This is a genomic window from Lysinibacillus sp. Ag94, from assembly GCF_023242215.1.
In the GTDB taxonomy this organism is placed as follows: domain Bacteria; phylum Bacillota; class Bacilli; order Bacillales_A; family Planococcaceae; genus Lysinibacillus.
Map to the genome: position 1 here is coordinate 4,486,771 of NZ_CP096780.1, position 21,367 is coordinate 4,508,137.

Genomic DNA, 21,367 nt, shown 5'->3' on the forward strand with positions numbered 1-21,367 from the left:
CGTCTCCAATTCGTGTGTTTTACATGACAATATAAAAAGGTAGGTGACAATTTCGTCATCTACCTGTTAGTTTGACATATTCATTTTGTAATGGAAAACGTAATGTAAATATCGAGCCTTCACCTACACTGGATTGGACAGTTATACGAACGCCGATTTTCTGTGCCACGTTATGCGCTAAGTATAGACCCATACCTGTTGATTGGGCAGACTCTCTACCGGCTGTCCCAGTATACGACTTATGAAAGATTCGAGGTAAATCCTCCTTACGAATGCCAATACCCGCATCTTTTATATGTAGTAATGTCGCTCCAGTAGCATCTCCTTCCGTAAAAATTAGTACCTCTGAATTTGCAGGACTATATTTAATCGCATTGGACAGAATTTGTCGGATTATAAAGCCTAGCCATTTTCCATCTGTCATCACTGTCACTGTTAACGCTTCAACATCGAAACCAATACCTTTTTCAATACACCATGCTTGCATAGCTCTTATTTCCTTATAGACCACAGTTCTTAGCTCGATCTCTGTCAAATAATTATCTTTTTCAATAGAAGTTAAACGTGTTTGGTGTAGCTGCTGATCGACTAATAAATGTAGTCTTAACCACTCCGTCTCTAATTTACGACGTAGTGTCAAATCTTCTACGTGATCCAGCATTAAATTAATTGAAGTTAAAGGCGCCTTAACCTCATGAACCCACGCTAGCAGTTCATCGGAATATTCTTGAAGCTGTACCTTCGCTTGATTTAACTCTGTATTCTTGTCATAAAATACATCTTCAATTTTCGTTAAGTATGCTACTTGAAAAGGTGATAACGTCATACTTTTGCTATGCACAGCATCGAGTTGACTTTCCACATTTCCCAGGAAATCCTTTAACTGTCTTACTTCTAGTTTATATCGCCAAAAAAGAAAGATCATAAAACTAATAAGCACACTAGTATTCATATACCAAATAGATATTCCCTCTAAACCAGCGTCTAAAGAAAATAAAACGTTGATCATAACGATGATAAAAGCAAAAAAGCCTATCCAAGCGAGGCGTTCTCTTAAAAATAAAATTAGCATTGTCACTCACTTCCCTTGTGTTACAGCCATATAACCAAGTCCCTTTTTAGTTAAAATTGCTTCTTGTAAACCTATATCCTCAAGTTTACTACGTAACCGATTAACATTTACCGACAATGTATTATCATTAACAAAGCGCTCATCATCCCATAACTTTCTCATTAAATCATCTCTTGAAACTATTTGATCAGCCTTCTCCACTAAAATACGTAAAATAAAGAGTTCATTTTTCGTTAGCGAGGCAAGGTTACCCTCATACATTATTTCACTGCGTGCATAGTCAATGATTGCACCATTAAACCGTGTGACATCCATAGATTCTTCTATATAATCATATGTACGACGTAAAATGGCTTGTACCTTTGCCAGTAATACTTCCATATGGAAAGGCTTTTGTACAAAGTCATCCGCCCCCATTTGCATTGCCATGACCATATCCATTGGGTGGTCTCGTGAAGATAGAAAGAGAATTGGTACCTTTGAGATATGACGTATTTCGCGACACCAATGAAAACCATCATAGGCTGGAAGCTGAATATCAATCAATACAAGCTGTGGCTTTTGTTCAATAAAATCATCCATTACCTTTTGAAAATCTTTTGGACCCACAACCTGAAGCGACCACTGTGCAAAGCGTGTCTGAATCATTTCGAAAATTGATGGATCGTCTTCAATTAGCAATAGTTTCATTTCCATATGCAAATTCTCCTTCCATAAAATGTTCTTATGTATTAAATAAGCTAATCGTCATAACGTGAGGTTGATTTCCGCTCCGACTGGGCGCTTTCCTGGAGGCGTCCGATGAGCCGCTTCACTCGTTTTGCTCGCTCCAGGGCCTCATCTGTGACGCTGATCCCCGAGGAGTCGCCCAGCCTCCACTCCAACCAATTTATATATATCATACGTTTTTAACAAATATTATCCTAACTTTTTAAAGATGAATTATTAAACGGTTAATAGTACTTAAAAGGGGTGCGATTCTATACTCTACATGCTACATTGCCTTTTAATTTCAACTTCTTATACAGCTGTCCAAACATCCGTTGAAAGAAGTTAAAACTTTCGGCGGATGTCTCTAGGACTAGCTTTCACCTCTAGCGGTTTCGTAAAAAATCGATATTTCTACTTCTTTTTGATATTTCATCCATTATGTATACATAAAATAATCTAATTCAACTAAGATTACCAAATATTCTTTACATATTTTAACACAAAAAAAACCAATCTGTAAGCGTCCCTACAGATTGGTTTGGAAAATTAGCTTGCGCTAAAATTATTTTTGGATAGAAGCAACTACACCAGCGCCTACAGTACGGCCACCCTCACGGATAGAGAATTTAGTACCTTCTTCAAGAGCGATTGGAGCGATAAGTTCTACTGTCATTTCGATGTTATCGCCAGGCATTACCATTTCAACGCCTTCTGGTAAGTTACAGATACCTGTTACGTCAGTTGTACGGAAGTAGAACTGAGGACGGTAGTTAGAGAAGAATGGAGTATGACGGCCACCCTCTTCTTTTGATAAAACATAAACTTCAGCTTTGAAGTTAGTGTGTGGAGTGATTGAGCCTGGTTTAGCTAATACTTGACCACGTTGGATTTCTTCACGAGCTACACCACGAAGTAAAGCACCGATGTTGTCACCAGCTTCAGCGTAGTCTAATAATTTACGGAACATTTCTACACCAGTTACAGTTGTAGATTTAGCTTCTTCAGTGATACCGATGATTTCAACAACGTCACCAACTTTAACTTGACCACGTTCAACACGGCCAGTTGCAACTGTACCACGACCAGTGATAGAGAATACGTCCTCTACTGGCATCATGAATGGTTTGTCAGTTTGACGTTCTGGAGTTGGGATGTAAGCATCTACAGCGTCCATTAATTCAACGATTTTTTCTTCCCATTCTGCTTCACCTTCAAGAGCTTTAAGAGCAGAACCTTTGATTACAGGAAGATCATCACCTGGGAAGTCATATTCAGAAAGTAGGTCACGGATTTCCATTTCTACTAATTCTAATAATTCTTCGTCGTCTACCATATCACATTTGTTCATGAATACTACTAAGTATGGAACACCTACTTGACGAGATAAAAGGATGTGTTCACGAGTTTGTGGCATTGGGCCGTCAGCAGCAGATACTACTAAGATACCGCCGTCCATTTGAGCAGCACCAGTGATCATGTTTTTAACATAGTCAGCGTGTCCTGGGCAGTCAACGTGTGCATAGTGACGAGTTGTAGTTTCATACTCTACGTGAGAAGTATTGATTGTGATACCACGTTCTTTTTCTTCTGGAGCGTTATCGATATCAGCGTATGATTTAGCTTCCCCACCCATTTTTTTAGAAAGAACTGTTGCGATAGCAGCAGTTAAAGTAGTTTTACCATGGTCAACGTGTCCGATTGTACCAATGTTAGCATGCGTTTTTGAACGGTCGAATTTTTCTTTAGCCATTAGAGATTGCCTCCTCAAAATTATATGTTTATATTTTTTAAAAATTTATAGAATGATTGCTGATGGCGAACGGGCCCATCCGCCATCCCACAATCATAGCTTACAAATTAGTTATACTTTATGCAAGATGAAAATTCAATTATTCACCTTTATTTTTTTTGACGATTTCAGCAGCGATTGATTTTGGTACTTCTTCATAATGATCAAATGTCATTGAGAATACACCACGACCTTGTGTTGCTGAACGAAGAGTTGTTGCATAACCAAACATTTCCGATAGTGGAACCATTGCACGAACAACTTGAGAGTTACCGCGAGCTTCCATACCCTCAACGCGTCCGCGACGAGAAGTAATGTTACCCATGATATCACCAAGGTATTCTTCTGGAATGACAACTTCTACTTTCATCATTGGTTCTAAGATAACTGCGTCACATTGTTTAGCAGCTTCTTTAAGAGCCATAGATGCAGCGATTTTGAACGCCATCTCATTCGAGTCAACGTCATGGTAAGAACCGAATACTAATTTCGCTTTAATGTCGATTAGTGGGTAACCAGCTACTACACCGCGTTCAAGAGAGTCACGAAGACCAGCTTCTACAGCAGGAATGTATTCACGAGGTACTACACCACCAACGATAGCGTTTTCGAATTCAAAGCCTTTACCTTCTTCATTTGGAGAGAACTCAATCGTTACGTCACCATATTGTCCACGACCACCAGATTGGCGAGTGAATTTACCTTGAACTTTTGCAGAGCTACGGAATGTTTCACGGTAAGATACCATTGGAGCACCTACGTTAGCTTCTACTTTAAATTCACGGCGCATACGGTCAACTAAGATATCAAGGTGAAGCTCACCCATACCTGAGATGATTGTTTGACCAGTTTCTGTGTCAGTATGAGCACGGAAAGTTGGATCCTCTTCTTGAAGTTTTTGTAAAGCTTGACCCATTTTATCTTGGTCAGCTTTTGATTTTGGTTCTACAGAAAGAGAAATTACTGGCTCAGGGAATTCCATTGATTCAAGAATAACTAGGTTTTTCTCGTCACATAGAGTATCACCAGTAGTAGTATCTTTAAGACCTACTGCTGCTGCGATGTCCCCAGCAAATACTTTAGAAATCTCTTCACGAGAGTTTGCGTGCATTTGTAGGATACGACCTACACGCTCACGTTTACCTTTAGAAGAGTTTTGTACGTATGAACCTGATTCTAAAGTTCCAGAGTACACACGGAAGAAAGTTAATTTACCTACGAATGGGTCAGTCATAACTTTGAATGCAAGAGCTGAGAATGGCTCTTCATCAGAAGAATGACGTTCTAATTCTTCGTCACCATCAACATCAGTACCTTTGATTGCTGGTACATCTAGTGGAGATGGTAAGTAATCGATAACTGCATCTAACATTGGGCGTACGCCTTTATGTTTGAATGCTGTACCACAGATTACTGGGTAAAATTCTACTGCGATCGTAGCACGACGGATAGCCGCTTTAAGTTCAGCAACAGAAATTTCTTCGCCTTCTAAATATTTTTCCATGATTTCTTCATCAACACTTGCAACAGCATCGATTAATTTTTCACGGTATTCTTCAGCTTGTGCGCGGTGCTCTTCAGGAATTTCACCATGAGTCACTGCTGTACCTTTTTCGTCGCCGTAGAAAGTAGCTTTCATTTCAACTAAGTCAATGATTGCTGAGAACTGATCTTCAGCTCCGATAGGTAATTGGATAGGGTGAGCGTTTGCTTGTAAACGTTCGTGTAGAGTTCCTACAGAATATAGGAAGTCTGCACCTGTTTTATCCATTTTGTTAATGAACACGATACGTGGAACGCCGTAAGTTGTAGCTTGACGCCATACTGTTTCAGTTTGAGGTTCAACACCAGATTGAGCATCAAGAACTGTTACAGCACCATCAAGTACGCGTAGTGAACGTTCAACTTCTACAGTGAAGTCTACGTGTCCAGGAGTATCGATGATGTTTACACGGTGGCCGTTCCATTGAGCTGTTGTCGCAGCAGAAGTGATTGTGATACCACGTTCTTGCTCTTGTTCCATCCAGTCCATTTGAGAAGCGCCTTCGTGAGTTTCACCGATTTTGTGAATCTTACCTGTGTAATAAAGGATACGCTCAGTAGTTGTTGTTTTACCAGCATCAATGTGAGCCATGATCCCAATATTACGAGTATTCTCTAGAGAGAATTCGCGTTTCATAAGGTATTTCTCCTTCCATATTGGGCTTATGCGATGTTTAGATTACCAACGGTAGTGAGCGAATGCTTTGTTCGCTTCTGCCATTTTGTGCATATCTTCACGTTTTTTAACTGATGCACCTGTGTTGTTAGAAGCATCAAGGATTTCGTTAGCTAAACGTTCTTCCATCGTTTTTTCACCACGAAGACGAGCGTAGTTAACTAGGTAACGAAGACCTAAAGTTGTACGGCGTTCTGGACGTACTTCTACTGGCACTTGGTAGTTAGAACCACCAACACGGCGAGCACGTACTTCAAGAACTGGCATTACGTTATTTAGAGCAGCTTCGAATACTTCAATTGGATTTTGACCAGAACGTTCTTTAACTAGATCGAACGCACCGTATAAAATCTTTTGAGAAGTACCTCTTTTACCATCAACCATCATTTTATTAATTAAACGAGTTACTAGTTTTGAACTATAAATTGGATCTGGTAACACGTCACGTTTGGAAACAGGACCTTTACGAGGCATGTGTTTTCCTCCTTTCGAATAGTTATCGATTTATTTTAAAAACATTGTCTTGCTATATTTGCCGCAAAAAATTCCAATCTGCTAGCAAGATTAGAAATTTGCGACAAACTTATGCTTATTATTAAGCAACGCTTAATAATGTTAAATTATTTTTTTTCTTTAGGGCGTTTTGTTCCGTATTTAGAACGTGATTGTAAACGACCGTTTACACCAGCTGTATCAAGAGCTCCACGTACGATATGGTAACGAACACCCGCTAAGTCTTTTACGCGTCCGCCACGGATAAGAACAACACTGTGCTCTTGTAGGTTGTGGCCTTCACCTGGGATATAAGCTGTAACCTCGATTTGGTTAGTTAAACGTACACGAGCGTATTTACGTAACGCTGAGTTTGGTTTACGAGGTGTCATTGTACCCACACGAGTACAAACTCCGCGTTTTTGTGGAGATTTAACGTCAGTTAAAGATTTTTTAAATGAGTTATATCCTTTGTTTAACGCTGGTGATTTTGATTTCGTGATTTTAGATTGACGAGGCTTACGTACTAATTGGTTAATTGTAGGCATCGATATTTCCTCCCTTCATTTATTCCTTGTTAATACCACACATCCAGGTGGTTCATTTTTTGGGTAAAAACAAAGTCTTTGTGTTTAATACACAAAAACTACTCTACAGTAATCGCAACTACCGCAGCTCCAACATGGATTCCACAGGCCTTGCCCAGTTCCTTTTTGGACTCAACAAGAATAACTGGTATACCGATTTCTCTCGCGAAAGATATGGCCGAATCGGTTACCCAATTGTCTGCATCAAGTGCCACAAAAAGTTCTTTCACTGAACCAGCTTGCATTGCTTTTACTGCTTGCTTTGTACCTATGATTGTTTGACTTGCCCTTACTTTATCATAAGACATTTTCATATCCTCCGAAGTACAGAACAGTTAACTATCAACCTTCAATATATTATCATTACCAATTTCGACTGTCAACTAATATCTTTAAAAAGTCCGAAGAGATGATTTAAAACACATCTCTTCGGTACTTATTTTAAAATTATTCAGCAGAAACTAGATCTTCTGTGTCAAGCTCATCTTTTTCGATACGGATTTGACGATAACGTTGCATACCAGTACCTGCAGGAACAAGCTTACCGATAATTACGTTTTCTTTTAATCCTAGAAGCTCATCACGTTTACCTTTAATAGCAGCATCCGTTAACACACGAGTTGTTTCTTGGAATGATGCAGCAGATAAGAATGATTCTGTTTCAAGAGAAGCTTTTGTAATACCTAGAATTACAGGGCGACAAGTCGCAGGGTTTTTGCCATTCATAACAGCATCTACGTTTGCCTCTGTGAATTGGTGAATATCTAGTAATGAACCTGGTAATAATTCAGTGTCACCAGCTTCGATTACACGAACTTTACGAAGCATTTGGCGAACCATTACCTCGATATGTTTGTCTCCAATTTCTACCCCTTGCATACGGTATACTTTTTGTACTTCTTTTAATAAATATTCTTGAACTGTTGAAACGTCTTTTACTTTTAATAATTGTTTTGGATCGATAGAACCCTCTGTTAAAACTTGACCACGTTCTACTGTGTCACCTTCGACAACTTTTAGACGTGCATTATAAGGTGCTTGATATTTACGAGTTTCTACGTCACCTTGAATTGTAATTTCTTTTAGACCTTCACGGATTTCAGTGACATCCGAAACAGTACCAGTAATTTCTGTAATAACAGATTGACCTTTTGGATTACGTGCTTCGAAGATCTCTTGGATACGTGGAAGACCTTGTGTAATATCGTCACCGGCAACCCCACCAGTATGGAATGTACGCATCGTTAACTGTGTACCTGGTTCACCGATTGATTGAGCCGCAATAATACCAACTGCTTCCCCAACTTCAACCTTTTCACCTGTTGCCAAGTTCATGCCGTAACATTTTTTACATACACCATGTTTTGTATTACATGTGAATGCTGAACGGATTGTTACTTCCTCGATACCAGCCTCGATCACCGCACGAGCGATATCTTGATCGATTAAGCCATCTTTTTCTAAGATAACTTCGCCTGTTTCTGGATGCATAATTGTTTTCTTCGTATGACGACCGATAATACGTTCATCTAATGCTTCAATTAGCTCTGTGCCTTCCATTAACGCACCGATTGTTAAACCGCGGTCAGTTCCACAGTCATCCTCACGAACGATAACATCTTGTGCTACGTCAACAAGACGACGTGTTAAGTAACCTGAATCGGCCGTTTTTAGGGCTGTATCGGCAAGACCTTTACGAGCACCGTGAGTAGAGATGAAATACTCTAATACCGTTAAACCTTCACGGAATGAAGATTTAATTGGAAGTTCGATGATACGACCAGCCGGGTTGGCCATCAGACCACGCATACCAGCTAACTGTGTAAAGTTAGATGCGTTACCACGGGCACCTGAGTCAGACATCATAAAGATTGGGTTTGTTTTCTCAAGCGACTTCATCAGCTTCGATTGAATTTCATCTTTCGCAGCACTCCAGCTTGAGATAACGCGATCATAACGCTCATCTTCCGTGATGAAACCACGACGGAATTGCGCTTGAACTTTATCTACTTTTTCTTGAGCTACCGCTAAAATTTCACCTTTGTCTGGTAATACGACGATGTCAGATACACCTACAGTGATACCAGCACGTGTTGAATATTTGAATCCTAGGTTCTTCATACGGTCAAGCATTTTAGACGTTTCAGTAATGTGGAAACGTTTAAATACTTCAGCAATGATATTACCTAAGAATTTTTTACGGAATGGGTTTACAACTGGTACTGATGCAAAGTATTTACGTAGTACAGCTGTGCGTTGTGCATCAACTTTACCTTTTTCATCAAGCCCATTATAAGCTGCATCTGCCTCAAGCTCTTTTAACGTTTCTTCATCAATTGTTAAATTAACAAAGTATTTGTCTGGTGTTTCTTGTTCTAAGTTGAATGCAGTTGGCTCATTAATGTATGGGAATGATTTAGGCAAGATTTCGTTAAAGATTACTTTACCAACAGTCGTTAATAAGAACATATTATTTTGTTCCTCAGTAAATGTTGGGTTATTTAACGAACTTGCTTTAATCGCAATACGAGTATGCAAATGAACATGACCTGTATCATACGCAATTAATACTTCGTTTGGTCCATAGAAAGTTGTTCCTTCGCCGCGAGCTGCTTCACGTTCAAGTGTTAAGTAGTAGTTTCCTAATACCATATCTTGAGATGGTGTTACAACTGGTTTCCCGTCTTTCGGGTTCAGGATGTTTTGTGCAGCAAGCATTAGAAGACGAGCTTCTGCTTGTGCTTCTGCTGATAATGGTACGTGAACCGCCATTTGGTCACCATCGAAGTCAGCGTTATAAGCTGTACATACTAATGGGTGAAGACGAATAGCACGACCCTCAACTAGTGTTGGTTCAAACGCTTGAATACCAAGACGGTGAAGCGTAGGTGCACGGTTTAGTAATACTGGATGCTCACGAATGACATCTTCTAAAACGTCCCATACATCGTTGTTCAAACGCTCGATTTTACGTTTAGCAGATTTAATATTATGAGCAAGACCACGTTCTACTAACTCTTTCATTACGAAAGGCTTAAATAGCTCAATTGCCATTTCTTTTGGTAGACCACATTGATACATTTTTAAGTTTGGACCTACTACGATAACCGAACGACCAGAGTAGTCAACACGTTTACCAAGTAAGTTTTGACGGAAACGACCTTGTTTACCTTTCAGCATATGTGAAAGTGATTTTAATGGACGGTTACCAGGACCTGTTACAGGACGACCACGACGACCGTTATCGATTAATGCATCAACAGCTTCTTGTAACATACGTTTTTCGTTTTGTACGATGATACTTGGTGCACCAAGGTCTAGTAAACGTTTTAAACGGTTATTACGGTTGATTACACGACGATATAAATCATTTAAGTCAGAAGTTGCAAAACGACCACCATCTAATTGCACCATTGGACGAAGCTCTGGCGGAATAACCGGTAGTACATCTAAAATCATCCATTCAGGAGAGTTACCTGAGTTACGGAATGATTCAACAACTTCAAGACGTTTAATCGCACGTGTACGACGTTGACCTTGTGCTGATTTTAACTCTTCTTTTAAAGAATGAGTTTCATCTTCCAGATCAATTTTGCCTAATAATTTTTTAATGGCTTCCGCACCCATAGATGCTTCGAATGTGTTGCCGAATTTTTCGCGATATGCACGGTACTCTTTTTCAGAAAGTAGTTGTTTACTTTCTAAGTTTGTAGCACCTGGTTCGATTACAACGTAAGAAGCAAAGTAAATTACTTCTTCTAGTGCACGTGGGGACATATCTAAAATAAGACCCATACGGCTAGGAATACCTTTGAAGTACCAGATATGAGATACTGGTGCTGCTAATTCGATGTGGCCCATACGTTCACGACGAACTTTGGCGCGTGTTACTTCTACGCCACAACGATCACAAACTACGCCTTTATAACGTACACGTTTGTATTTACCACAATGACACTCCCAGTCCTTTGTTGGACCGAAAATACGCTCACAGAATAAACCATCTTTTTCTGGTTTTAAAGTACGATAGTTAATTGTTTCAGGTTTTTTAACTTCACCATATGACCAAGAACGGATCTTGTCAGGAGAAGCTAAACCAATTTTCATATATTCAAATTCATTAACGTCTATCAAGGAGCCTACCTCCCTCTAGTATAGGTCTTTATAAAGACTCTTTTACGCAGCTCGATAATCGTTTGCAAGAATCATGTCTCTTTAGCAAAAGATTAAAAATAGAATGATTTAATCAATTATGCCTCGGCATAATTGTGTCCGGAATCGGCTTTGTGGTTAGGCCTGCACGATGCAGGTCAGTTAGCCGTTATCGCATGGATGCGATGGTTTTAGGCTAACATCCCCTAAGAATTCCGATTCCGTGACATCCGCCGGAGGCTTTGGGCCAACGTGATGTTGGTCACTCAGTCGTTGCCACAGGAAGTGGCGTTCTTAGACTGAGTTCCTCTGTTCAGCAAGTGTTTTTTGTAGCGAAAGCGAAGCGTCAGCTACAAGCATTTTGACTTCTGCTGAAAGAAGTTAAAAGAAAAAGCCGGACAGGGCGTTAAATCCTGCCCGACTAATTTGAAAAATAACTTTGACCGTGTTCACAAAGCTGTGAACTAACGTTTTTCATTATTCAAAAGACTCTACTGGCTCTTCTTCTGTATCTTGCTGTGGTGCAATGTTAAGTGCGTCAGCTGGTTGAAGATCATCTTCTTCGTCTAAGTCGCGAAGTTCTACCTCTTCATCATTAACTGTTAACATTTTGACATCCATACCAAGAGATTGAAGTTCTTTAATCAATACTTTGAATGATTCAGGAACACCTGGCTCTGGTACACTTTCACCTTTAACGATTGCTTCGTATGTTTTCACACGACCAACAACGTCATCAGATTTAACTGTTAAGATTTCTTGAAGTGTGTAAGCAGCACCGTATGCTTCAAGTGCCCATACTTCCATCTCACCAAAACGTTGTCCACCGAACTGTGCTTTACCACCAAGCGGCTGTTGAGTAACAAGTGAATAAGGACCTGTTGAACGAGCGTGAAGTTTATCATCAACCATGTGAGCAAGTTTGATCATGTACATGACACCAACTGATACACGGTTATCGAATGGTTCACCTGAACGTCCATCATACAGGATTGTTTTACCGTCACGGTTCATACCCGCTTCTTCCATTGTTTCCCAAACATCTTCCTCGTTGGCACCATCAAATACTGGAGTTGCCATATGAACGCCTAAGTAACGAGAAGCCATACCTAAGTGTAGTTCTAAAACTTGTCCGATGTTCATACGAGAAGGTACGCCAAGTGGGTTTAACATGATATCAACAGGAGTACCGTCTGGCATGAATGGCATATCCTCTTCCGGTAAGATACGAGAGATAACCCCTTTGTTACCGTGACGTCCGGCCATTTTGTCCCCTACGCGAATTTTACGTTTTTGAACAATGTAAGCACGAACTAATTGGTTAACACCTGGTGGTAATTCATCGCCATCTTCACGGTTAAATACTTTAACGTCAAGAATAATACCGCCAGCACCGTGTGGTACACGTAATGAAGTATCACGAACTTCACGAGCTTTTTCACCGAAGATAGCATGTAATAAGCGTTCCTCAGCTGTTAATTCTGTAACCCCTTTAGGTGTTACTTTACCTACAAGAATGTCACCATCACGAACTTCCGCACCAACGCGAATGATACCACGTTCATCTAGGTTACGAAGTGCATCTTCCCCAACGTTTGGAATATCGCGAGTGATTTCTTCAGGTCCTAATTTTGTATCACGAGACTCTGATTCATATTCTTCAATATGAACAGATGTATAAACATCGTCTTTTACAAGGCGTTCGCTCATGATAACAGCATCCTCATAGTTAAAGCCGTTCCAAGTCATGAACGCAACAAGTACGTTACGACCAAGAGCAAGTTCACCTTTTTCCATAGATGGACCGTCTGCTAAAATGTCACGAGGTTTCACGCGTTCGCCAACTTTTACAAGTGGACGTTGGTTGTATGAAGTACCTTGGTTAGAACGAATGAATTTTTGTAATTTATATTTTGTTAAATCGCCTTTTACCTCTTTACCGTCAACGACTTCAATGCGGCGAACATGGATAGAGCGAGCTTCAACGTGCTCAACAATACCATCATACTTCGCTACTACAGCCGCACCTGAGTCACGCGCATCAACGTGTTCCATACCAGTACCAACGAATGGTGCTTCTGGGTTAAGAAGAGGAACTGCTTGACGTTGCATGTTGGCACCCATAAGTGCACGGTTCGAGTCATCGTTTTCTAAGAACGGGATACATGCAGTCGCAGCTGACACTACTTGTTTAGGAGATACATCCATGTAGTCCATTTGCGATTTATTAAATACTGTATTGTCCCCACGGAAACGACCTACTACTTCGTCTTTAGCAAATGTACCATCAGGATTTAATGGTGAGTTTGCTTGTGCTACATAGTAGTTATCTTCTTCATCTGCTGTTAAGTAATCAATTTGATCCGTTACTCGACCTGTTTCATGGTCAATACGACGATAAGGTGTTTCAATGAATCCAAATTTATTTACTTTGGCAAATGAAGATAAAGAGTTGATTAAACCAATGTTTGGACCCTCTGGTGTCTCGATTGGACACATACGACCATAGTGAGAATAGTGAACGTCACGTACTTCGAAACCAGCACGCTCACGTGTTAAACCACCAGGTCCTAATGCAGATAGACGACGCTTATGCGTTAACTCTGCCAATGGGTTTGTTTGGTCCATGAATTGCGATAATTGAGAGCTACCAAAGAACTCTTTAATTGACGCAATTACCGGACGAATATTAATTAATTGCTGTGGTACGATCGCAGCAGTATCGTTAATAGACATACGCTCACGTACTACACGTTCCATACGGGATAAACCGATACGGAATTGGTTTTGTAAAAGCTCACCAACAGAGCGTAGACGACGGTTACCTAAGTGGTCGATATCATCTGTTGCCCCTACTTGGTAAAGTAAGTTGAAGAAATAACTTACTGAAGATAGTACGTCAGCAGGCGTAATATTCTTCACTTCTTCATCAATGTACGCATTACCAATAATATTGATTTCTTTTTGCGCTTCATCTTTTGGTGCATAAATTTTAATAGACTGGATTGTTACATCGTCTTCAAGTACCCCGCCAACTTGTGATAAAGTGCGGTAACCGATTCCTTTTGATGAATCTTCTAAGTACGGTAAGATTTTATCTAAAGTACGACGATCAAGAACTGTGCCCTTCTCTACTAAAATTTCGCCTGTTTCTGGGTCTACAAGCGTTTCAGCAATCGTTTGGTTAAATAAACGATTTTTGATATGAAGCTTTTTATTCATTTTGTAGCGACCAACATTCGCTAAATCATAGCGTTTTGCATCGAAGAAACGAGAGTATAATAAACTCTTCGCACTTTCAACTGTTGGTGGCTCACCTGGACGTAAACGTTCATAGATTTCTAAAAGTGCTTTTTCAGTACTTTCAGAGTTATCTTTTTCTAACGTATTACGTAAATACTCGTTATCACCAATAATATCGATAATTTCTTGGTCTGAACCGAAGCCTAATGCACGAAGTAACACTGTTACTGGTAGCTTACGAGTACGATCAATACGCACGTATACTACATCTTTCGCGTCAGTTTCATATTCTAACCATGCACCACGGTTCGGAATAACTGTCGCTCCGAAACCTTTCTTACCGTTTTTATCAGTTTTATCATGGAAATACACACTTGGTGAACGAACTAATTGTGAAACGATAACACGTTCAGCACCATTGATAATGAACGTACCTGTCTCTGTCATTAATGGGAAGTCACCCATGAAGACATCCTGTTCTTTCACTTCGTCTGTTTCTTTGTTGTAAAGACGTACTTTCACACGTAATGGAGCTGCGTAAGTAACATCTCGCTCTTTACACTCATCAACATCATACTTAGGATCTCCTAATGAATAATCGATGAATTCTAATGAAAGATTGCCTGTAAAGTCCTCGATCGGCGAAATGTCACGGAACATTTCACGTAAACCTTCTTCAAGGAACCACTCGTAAGACGCCGTTTGAATCTCAATCAGATTTGGAAGCTCAAGCACCTCGTTAATACGCGCAAAGCTTCTACGCTGGCGGTGTTGTCCATACTGAACTAGTTGACCTGTCAACTCATTCACCCCTCAATAAAGCGATATTAGGTCTTTGCAAAATCATACAAATAGTGTATGATTTCGAAAGACAAAAAGAAAACGAGTCTTCAAAAAGATCTCATTTTCGGTTAACTAAACTTATCTTGGCAAGTATACCCACATTATAACAATCATATTCAAAAAGGGCATACGACCTCAAAATAATATTTTTGCATTTTACCATATTATCATAGCCGATTTGTCAAGTCAATAATTTATGCATATTTCACTTATTTTTTCGCGCGTACTATCCAGTACCCTTTTTTCTTCTCCACAACATCGACTTCAGAAAATTTCTCTTCTAAGTAACTTACCGTTGATGGCGCACCTTGTTTCTTCTGTATTACTACCCACAGCTCACCAGATGACACTAACTTATCATAAGCTCCATCGTAAAAGCGGAAAATTGTTTCCTTTCCTGCGCGAATTGGAGGATTGGTTAAAATAGCTGCGGCGTTTACATCATTGTCAACCATCGATAGTCCGTCACTCACAAATATCCGTACATTTTGAACACCGTTTACTTGCGCATTTTTTTGCGAGAGTGCAACAGCACGTTCATTGATATCCATCATAAAAACGGTACGGTCTGGGTTTGATTTAGCAATCGATAATCCGATTGGTCCGTACCCACACCCCACATCAAAAATCGCACCATCAATATCAGGCATTTGAAAAGCATCTATTAAAACACGGGATCCAAAATCTACTTCGCTTTTACTAAATACACCTGCATCCGTTTCAAAGGAAAACGTATGCCCTAACAACTTGAATGTCCAGTGACGAGGTTTACTCTCGGTTTGAGGCTTACTCGTATAATAGTGATCTGACATTTCCACGCCTCCTCAGAATGAAGAAAAAAGCTCGCCACAATGACGAGCTTCCCTTTTGTTTACAAGTAACGCGAGATTACTTAACTTCTACAGATGCGCCAACTTCTTCAAGTTTAGCTTTGATTTGTTCAGCTTCATCTTTAGAAACGCCTTCTTTAAGAGCTTTAGGAGCGTTATCTACTACTTCTTTAGCTTCTTTAAGACCTAAACCAGTGATTTCACGAACCACTTTGATTACTTTGATTTTTTCTGCACCAGCAGATGCTAATACTACGTCAAACTCAGTTTTTTCTTCAGCAGCGCCAGCAGCAGCACCTACTACTGCTACAGGAGCAGCAGCTGTTACACCGAATTCTTCTTCGATAGCTTTTACTAAATCGTTTAATTCAAGAACTGTCATAGCTTTGATAGCTTCTAAGATTTGCTCTTTATTCATTATAATTTCCTCCTAATTGGATAATGTTTTATTTTTGCGGTCAGGCCGCGGAAGTTATAGGGCGTATATTACGCGCCTTGTTCTTCTTTTTGTTCTGCAACAGCTTTTGTTGCAAGTGCGAAGTTGCGCACTGGAGCTTGAAGTACAGATAAAAGCATAGAAAGAAGACCTTCGCGTGATGGAAGTTCTGCAAGTGCTTTAACATCTTCAACAGATGAGATTGTACCTTCAATAATACCTGCTTTAATTTCTAAAGCTTCGTTTTTCTTAGCGAACTCGTTGATGATTTTAGCAGGAGCTACAACATCTTCATTTGAGAACGCAATTGCGTTTGGACCAACTAATACGTCATTGATTCCTTCAAGACCAACTGCTTCAGTAGCACGACGTGTTAAAGTGTTTTTGTAAACTTTGAACTCAACACCAGCTTCACGAAGTTGTTTACGAAGTTCAGTTACTTGCGCAACGTTAAGACCACGGTAATCCACAACTACTACAGAAGCAGCGTTTTGGAATTTCTCTGTAATCTCTTGAACTTGTACTTGTTTGTTTTCGATAGCTTTGCTCATGATGACACCTCCTATTAGAATGGGTCATTTATACCGACAAAAGAAAAGCCTCTGGGTCAAATAGACACAGAGGCTGAAAGTCATCATCTTTAAAATAAGAATCCGAATTCCGCTGTCCTCGGTAGGATCATTAAGTGACAAGTCACTCCTACTGTCTACGGTACAAATGGATGATTCACAACAGCAACCATCTTATCATAGATAGACAGTGCCGTCAACAGATTTACATAAAATTATTTTACTACTACGCTTGAAGCATCAACTTTAACAGCTGGACCCATTGTAGTTGTAACGTTTACAGATTTCATGTAAGTACCTTTAGCTGCAGCTGGTTTTGCTTTTTGCACTACATCAAATACAGCTAAGAAGTTTTCTACTAATTTTTCTGTAGAGAAAGAAGCTTTACCGATAGGCGCGTGGATGATACCAGCTTTATCAGCACGGTATTCTACTTTACCAGCTTTAATTTCGTTGATCGCTTTTGTTACATCGAAAGTAACTGTACCAGTTTTAGGGTTTGGCATTAAACCTTTAGGTCCTAATACACGACCAAGTTTACCAACTTCACCCATCATGTCAGGAGTTGCAACGATTACATCGAAATCAAACCAACCTTGTTGGATTTTTTGGATGTATTCTGCATCGCCTACATAGTCAGCACCAGCAGCTTCAGCTTCTTTAAGTTTTTCACCTTTAGCGAATACTAATACGCGTTGAGTTTTACCAGTACCGTTTGGTAACACTACTGCACCACGGATTTGTTGGTCGTTTTTACGAGTATCGATTCCTAGACGGAAAGCAACTTCTACAGTAGCGTCGAAGTTCACTGTGCTAGTTTTTTGAGCAAGTTCGATTGCTTCTTGAGCGCCGTATAATGCGTTACGGTCGATTAATTTTGCTGCATCTTGCAGTTTTTTACCTTTTTTAGCCATTATATAATTCCTCCTTGATTGTGGTTATAGCGGATTTTACCTCCCACGAATAAAGGTTGCGCGTTCACAAAGAAACTCCGCAACCTTCCAAAAAACAAATACATCATCAAGTAAAACTGGGATTAGTCTTCGATAACAATACCCATGCTTCGTGCAGTACCTTCAACCATTAACATAGCAGCTTCTACTGAAGCAGCGTTAAGGTCTGGCATTTTAGTTTCAGCGATTTCGCGAACTTTATCACGTTTAACCGTTGCCACTTTTTTACGGTTTGGTTCACCAGATCCAGATTGGATACCAGCTGCTACTTTAAGTAGTACTGCTGCAGGTGGAGTTTTTGTAATGAAAGTGAATGAACGGTCCTCGAATACTGAAATTTCAACCGGAATGATAAGACCAGCTTGATCTGCAGTACGCGCGTTGAATTCTTTACAGAATCCCATGATGTTCACACCTGCTTGACCTAATGCAGGACCAACCGGTGGAGCTGGGTTTGCTTTACCAGCAGGGATTTGAAGTTTAACAACTTTAATAACTTTTTTAGCCACGAGACACACCTCCTTAAGTCCGTGATGTGGTAATTGGGTTGCCCCTCCCACTCAATATCTGTCTGTCAGCTAATTGCCGATAACATTAAAATTATCATTGCAGACGTCAAACCAAAGTATGACAATCTGACCTAGAAATGATACCACTTTTAATTTTTTTAAGCAAGTAGTAATTAACAAAATCTGCGACATACGTCTTAGACATATGTACTTTAGTTACTAGAACTACATTTTTTGTATTTGCTCAAAATCTAGTTCCATAATTGTTTCGCGACCAAACATGTCGACAGAAACTTTGACTTTTCCTTTTTCAGTGTCAATTTCTTCAACACGTCCTTGGAAGTGAGCAAATGGCCCTTCTAATACTTCGACTGCTTCTCCAACAGAAATATCAATCTCTACGATTTTGTCAGTCATTCCCATTTGTTGAAGTAGACGATCCGCTTCTTCAGGCAATAAAGGTGTCGGTTTTGCCCCGCCACCAGATGAACCGATAAAGCCAGTTACACCCGGCGTATTACGAACAACATACCATGAATCATCTGTCATAATCAGCTCTACCAAAACATAACCAGGGAAAACTTTACGCATCATAGTACGCTTTTTCCCATCCTTCATTTCTGTTTCTTCATGTTCAGGTACAATAACACGGAAAATCTTATCCTGCATACCCATTGTTTCTACACGTTTCTCTAGGTTTGCTTTTACACGGTTTTCATACCCTGAATACGTATGAACAACATACCAATTTTTCTCCATAACTACTAGGACTCCTCGTCCGTCCCTCCCTTACAAATAAGAGTGAAAATGATTCACGATATGCTAAGTGCATTGTTTACTCTTTTCACAAACTGCCCATTAGAAAAACATAGCTTTCGCTAACAGCTAGCAAAAGCCTGATGATATATACCAAATCTAGCATAGTCATCTATTGCTACCCTCATACTATCCCTAGTAGCATACTTATCCAATTGAGAATATTTTACCGCTGTTCACTTCTTTAATTTCGCCTTGGCGTAATTGTAGCTGACGCTTCACTTTCGCGCAGATAACCAATGCGTCCGGATTTTCAATTGTGCCCAGGCCTGCAGGATGCAGGTCCGTTAGCCGTTTTCGCAGGACGCGAAGACTTTAGGCTAAATCCTTATAGTCATTCCTTTAAAAATCCGTGACATCCGCCGGAGGCTTTATCTTCAGCGAAGATAAAACAAACGAAAAAACCCGTTTATTGTCATGACGGGCTATTTCAGAAGTATTAACATGCTATTTACTAAATTATAACTCTAAGTACCAGCGGAATAATGATGAAATACCTAAGTCTACTAACACAAAAAATAAAGCCATAATTACAACAGTTGAAATTACAACGACTGTATATTTCGTCAGTTCTTTACTTTTTGGCCAGCTTGTTTTGCGCATTTCCGACATTACATTGCTGAAAAAGCCTTTAATCTTGCCCATTCTAGCCTAACCTCCGAATCAATCATATCTGTCTATTTACAAATTATTTTATAGCGTTTGTTTATGCACTGTATGTTCATTGCAATGCGAGCAAAATTTCTTTAATTCGAGGCGTACAGTTGTATCTTCCTTAGCTGGAAACGTATAATTTCTCGATCCGCATTTTTCGCAATTTAGAACGACTTTTTTTGCCATATAATCACCTTTTCGGCACTTTGTCTTTTCAAGACTAACACCTATATTTGTCAATGTCAACAAAGGTATACAACCGCTAAGACATTTCTTCAAGAACTAAATGTCGCTCTAATTTACGCTTTACTCGTTGCAAAGCATTGTCAATAGACTTCACATGGCGATTTAATTTCTCAGAAATTTCATGGTAAGATTGCCCGTCTAAGTAAAGTGCTAACACTTGTAGCTCTAATTCACTTAAAATCTCACCCATCTTTTCTTCTAAGTAGCCAAACTCTTCTCTATGAATCATTAATTCTTCCGGATCATCCATAATAGCACCGGTTAACACATCCATTAAAGTACGATCTGACTCCTCATCAAAAATAGGCTTGTCCAAAGAAACATAAGAATTTAGCGGTATATGCTTTTGTCTTGTAGCTGTCTTAATAGCCGTAATAATTTGTCTTGTAATACATAATTCAGCAAATGCTCGAAAAGAAGCAAGCTTATCTCCCTTAAAATCACGAATAGCTTTATACAAACCAATCATGCCCTCTTGCACAATGTCTTCTTTATCTGCACCAATTAAAAAATAAGATCTAGCCTTCGCTCTCACTAACAAACGGTATTTCGTAATTAAATAATCCAACGCATCTGTATTACCTTGATGCACCATTTCAATAAGTTCTTCATCATTGAATCGTTCAAAATCTTGTGTCACTTGTACAATACTATTTTTAAACATGGTATCACCTCAGCTACAACAGATAATTAGGAACAGTATAACGGAATTGGAAAATATGAGTCAATCAATCATTTCAAACCACGCCGCCATTTTTCGAATGCTAAAGCAACATCGGGCTTTAGTGCTATACGAGAAGGCGGCTTGCTATCTTGTTTTCGTTTCACATCGTGAGAAATTTTATGTTGGATAATACCCATATCAATTTCTAGCTCTCTTGCCGATTTTCGAAGAGCACCATTACCAAAAATAACATTTTGCTCTGCCATATCAGAAGTTGCAACGTGAATCTGTACATTTCTAGCTTTTAGTTCGTGTGTCATTTTCTCGATACGTTCATCTGCTGTTTCGTTTTTCCGTGTATAAATGACTTCGACATCATTTTCTAAATAAGTTTGCTCTACACCCGGTACAAGGTGTGCGTCAAAAACTATAATTACGCGCCACCCTATAGCTGCCTTATACTCAGCCATAAGCTCAATTAATCTCCTACGGGCATCTTCAAAATTTGTATCACGTAATGGTCGAAGCTCTTTCCAAGCCCCTATCATATTATAGCCGTCAACAAGCAAAATATTTTTCATCG

General features: G+C 39.6%; 20 protein-coding genes and 1 other annotated feature. Of the genes, 1 reads left to right on the plus strand and 19 read right to left on the minus strand.

Going from position 1 to position 21,367, the window contains the following annotated elements; translation table 11 throughout:
* Nucleotides 1-55 precede the first annotated feature (55 nt).
* The 8 genes from MY533_RS21350 to rpoC form a co-directional block, all read right to left on the minus strand.
* Nucleotides 56-1,072: a sensor histidine kinase gene (locus tag MY533_RS21350; RefSeq protein ID WP_248717489.1), complete on the minus strand. Its 1,017-nt coding sequence runs from the start codon at nt 1,070-1,072 to the stop codon at nt 56-58.
* A gap of 6 nt (nt 1,073-1,078) precedes the next feature.
* Nucleotides 1,079-1,762, minus strand: coding sequence for a response regulator transcription factor (locus MY533_RS21355; RefSeq protein WP_248719269.1), 684 nt, complete (start codon nt 1,760-1,762; stop codon nt 1,079-1,081).
* A 583-nt stretch (nt 1,763-2,345) separates the two neighbouring features.
* Nucleotides 2,346-3,533, minus strand: coding sequence for an elongation factor Tu (gene tuf, locus MY533_RS21360; RefSeq protein WP_132362685.1), 1,188 nt, complete (start codon nt 3,531-3,533; stop codon nt 2,346-2,348).
* A 139-nt stretch (nt 3,534-3,672) separates the two neighbouring features.
* Nucleotides 3,673-5,751 carry an elongation factor G gene (gene fusA / locus MY533_RS21365; protein WP_248717490.1) on the minus strand — a complete coding sequence of 693 codons (2,079 nt, stop codon included), beginning with the start codon at nt 5,749-5,751 and terminating at the stop codon, nt 3,673-3,675.
* A 42-nt stretch (nt 5,752-5,793) separates the two neighbouring features.
* On the minus strand, nt 5,794-6,264 hold the full coding sequence (gene rpsG, locus MY533_RS21370; protein WP_132362681.1) for a 30S ribosomal protein S7: 471 nt from the start codon (nt 6,262-6,264) through the stop codon (nt 5,794-5,796).
* 146 nt (nt 6,265-6,410) lie between these two features.
* The gene (gene rpsL / locus MY533_RS21375) at nt 6,411-6,830 is read right to left on the minus strand and encodes a 30S ribosomal protein S12 (protein ID WP_010860613.1); all 420 of its coding nucleotides are present in this window, start codon (nt 6,828-6,830) and stop codon (nt 6,411-6,413) included.
* Nucleotides 6,831-6,928: 98 nt separating this feature from the next.
* A complete protein-coding gene (locus MY533_RS21380) occupies nt 6,929-7,177 on the minus strand; it encodes a ribosomal L7Ae/L30e/S12e/Gadd45 family protein (RefSeq protein ID WP_132362679.1) in 249 nt (82 codons plus the stop codon).
* 139 nt (nt 7,178-7,316) lie between these two features.
* Nucleotides 7,317-11,003 (minus strand): DNA-directed RNA polymerase subunit beta', encoded by a 3,687-nt coding sequence (gene rpoC, locus MY533_RS21385; RefSeq protein ID WP_305883970.1) that lies wholly within the window; start codon nt 11,001-11,003, stop codon nt 7,317-7,319.
* Between the two features lie 260 nt (nt 11,004-11,263).
* On the opposite strand from rpoC, the gene MY533_RS22220 reads away from it, so the two are divergent.
* Nucleotides 11,264-11,386, plus strand: coding sequence for a hypothetical protein (locus MY533_RS22220; protein WP_256469489.1), 123 nt, complete (start codon nt 11,264-11,266; stop codon nt 11,384-11,386).
* A gap of 112 nt (nt 11,387-11,498) precedes the next feature.
* Here MY533_RS22220 and rpoB read toward each other — a convergent pair whose 3' ends face one another.
* From rpoB to MY533_RS21440, 11 genes are all read right to left on the minus strand, one after another.
* Nucleotides 11,499-15,074 carry a DNA-directed RNA polymerase subunit beta gene (gene rpoB, locus MY533_RS21390; RefSeq protein ID WP_248717491.1) on the minus strand — a complete coding sequence of 1,192 codons (3,576 nt, stop codon included), beginning with the start codon at nt 15,072-15,074 and terminating at the stop codon, nt 11,499-11,501.
* Nucleotides 15,075-15,316: 242 nt separating this feature from the next.
* Nucleotides 15,317-15,919: a class I SAM-dependent methyltransferase gene (locus tag MY533_RS21395; protein ID WP_248717492.1), complete on the minus strand. Its 603-nt coding sequence runs from the start codon at nt 15,917-15,919 to the stop codon at nt 15,317-15,319.
* 76 nt (nt 15,920-15,995) lie between these two features.
* Nucleotides 15,996-16,355, minus strand: a complete 360-nt coding sequence (gene rplL, locus MY533_RS21400; RefSeq protein WP_132362671.1) for a 50S ribosomal protein L7/L12 — start codon at nt 16,353-16,355, stop codon at nt 15,996-15,998.
* 68 nt (nt 16,356-16,423) lie between these two features.
* Nucleotides 16,424-16,924, minus strand: coding sequence for a 50S ribosomal protein L10 (rplJ, locus tag MY533_RS21405; RefSeq protein ID WP_068986555.1), 501 nt, complete (start codon nt 16,922-16,924; stop codon nt 16,424-16,426).
* 32 nt (nt 16,925-16,956) lie between these two features.
* Nucleotides 16,957-17,103, minus strand: a sequence feature (ribosomal protein L10 leader region).
* 54 nt (nt 17,104-17,157) lie between these two features.
* Complete coding sequence (gene rplA / locus MY533_RS21410) at nt 17,158-17,856, minus strand: 50S ribosomal protein L1 (protein WP_132362669.1); 699 nt, start codon at nt 17,854-17,856, stop codon at nt 17,158-17,160.
* 122 nt (nt 17,857-17,978) lie between these two features.
* Nucleotides 17,979-18,404, minus strand: coding sequence for a 50S ribosomal protein L11 (gene rplK / locus MY533_RS21415; RefSeq protein WP_004233593.1), 426 nt, complete (start codon nt 18,402-18,404; stop codon nt 17,979-17,981).
* Between the two features lie 225 nt (nt 18,405-18,629).
* Nucleotides 18,630-19,163: a transcription termination/antitermination protein NusG gene (gene nusG / locus MY533_RS21420; protein WP_049662801.1), complete on the minus strand. Its 534-nt coding sequence runs from the start codon at nt 19,161-19,163 to the stop codon at nt 18,630-18,632.
* Between the two features lie 516 nt (nt 19,164-19,679).
* Nucleotides 19,680-19,865, minus strand: a complete 186-nt coding sequence (secE, locus tag MY533_RS21425; RefSeq protein WP_053596042.1) for a preprotein translocase subunit SecE — start codon at nt 19,863-19,865, stop codon at nt 19,680-19,682.
* A 48-nt stretch (nt 19,866-19,913) separates the two neighbouring features.
* Complete coding sequence (rpmG, locus tag MY533_RS21430) at nt 19,914-20,060, minus strand: 50S ribosomal protein L33 (protein WP_132362667.1); 147 nt, start codon at nt 20,058-20,060, stop codon at nt 19,914-19,916.
* A 76-nt stretch (nt 20,061-20,136) separates the two neighbouring features.
* The gene (sigH, locus tag MY533_RS21435) at nt 20,137-20,784 is read right to left on the minus strand and encodes an RNA polymerase sporulation sigma factor SigH (protein ID WP_049662792.1); all 648 of its coding nucleotides are present in this window, start codon (nt 20,782-20,784) and stop codon (nt 20,137-20,139) included.
* A 68-nt stretch (nt 20,785-20,852) separates the two neighbouring features.
* Entirely contained in the window at nt 20,853-21,365 is a 513-nt protein-coding gene (locus tag MY533_RS21440; RefSeq protein ID WP_248719271.1) for an NYN domain-containing protein, read from the minus strand.
* Between the last annotated feature and the right edge of the window lie 2 nt (nt 21,366-21,367).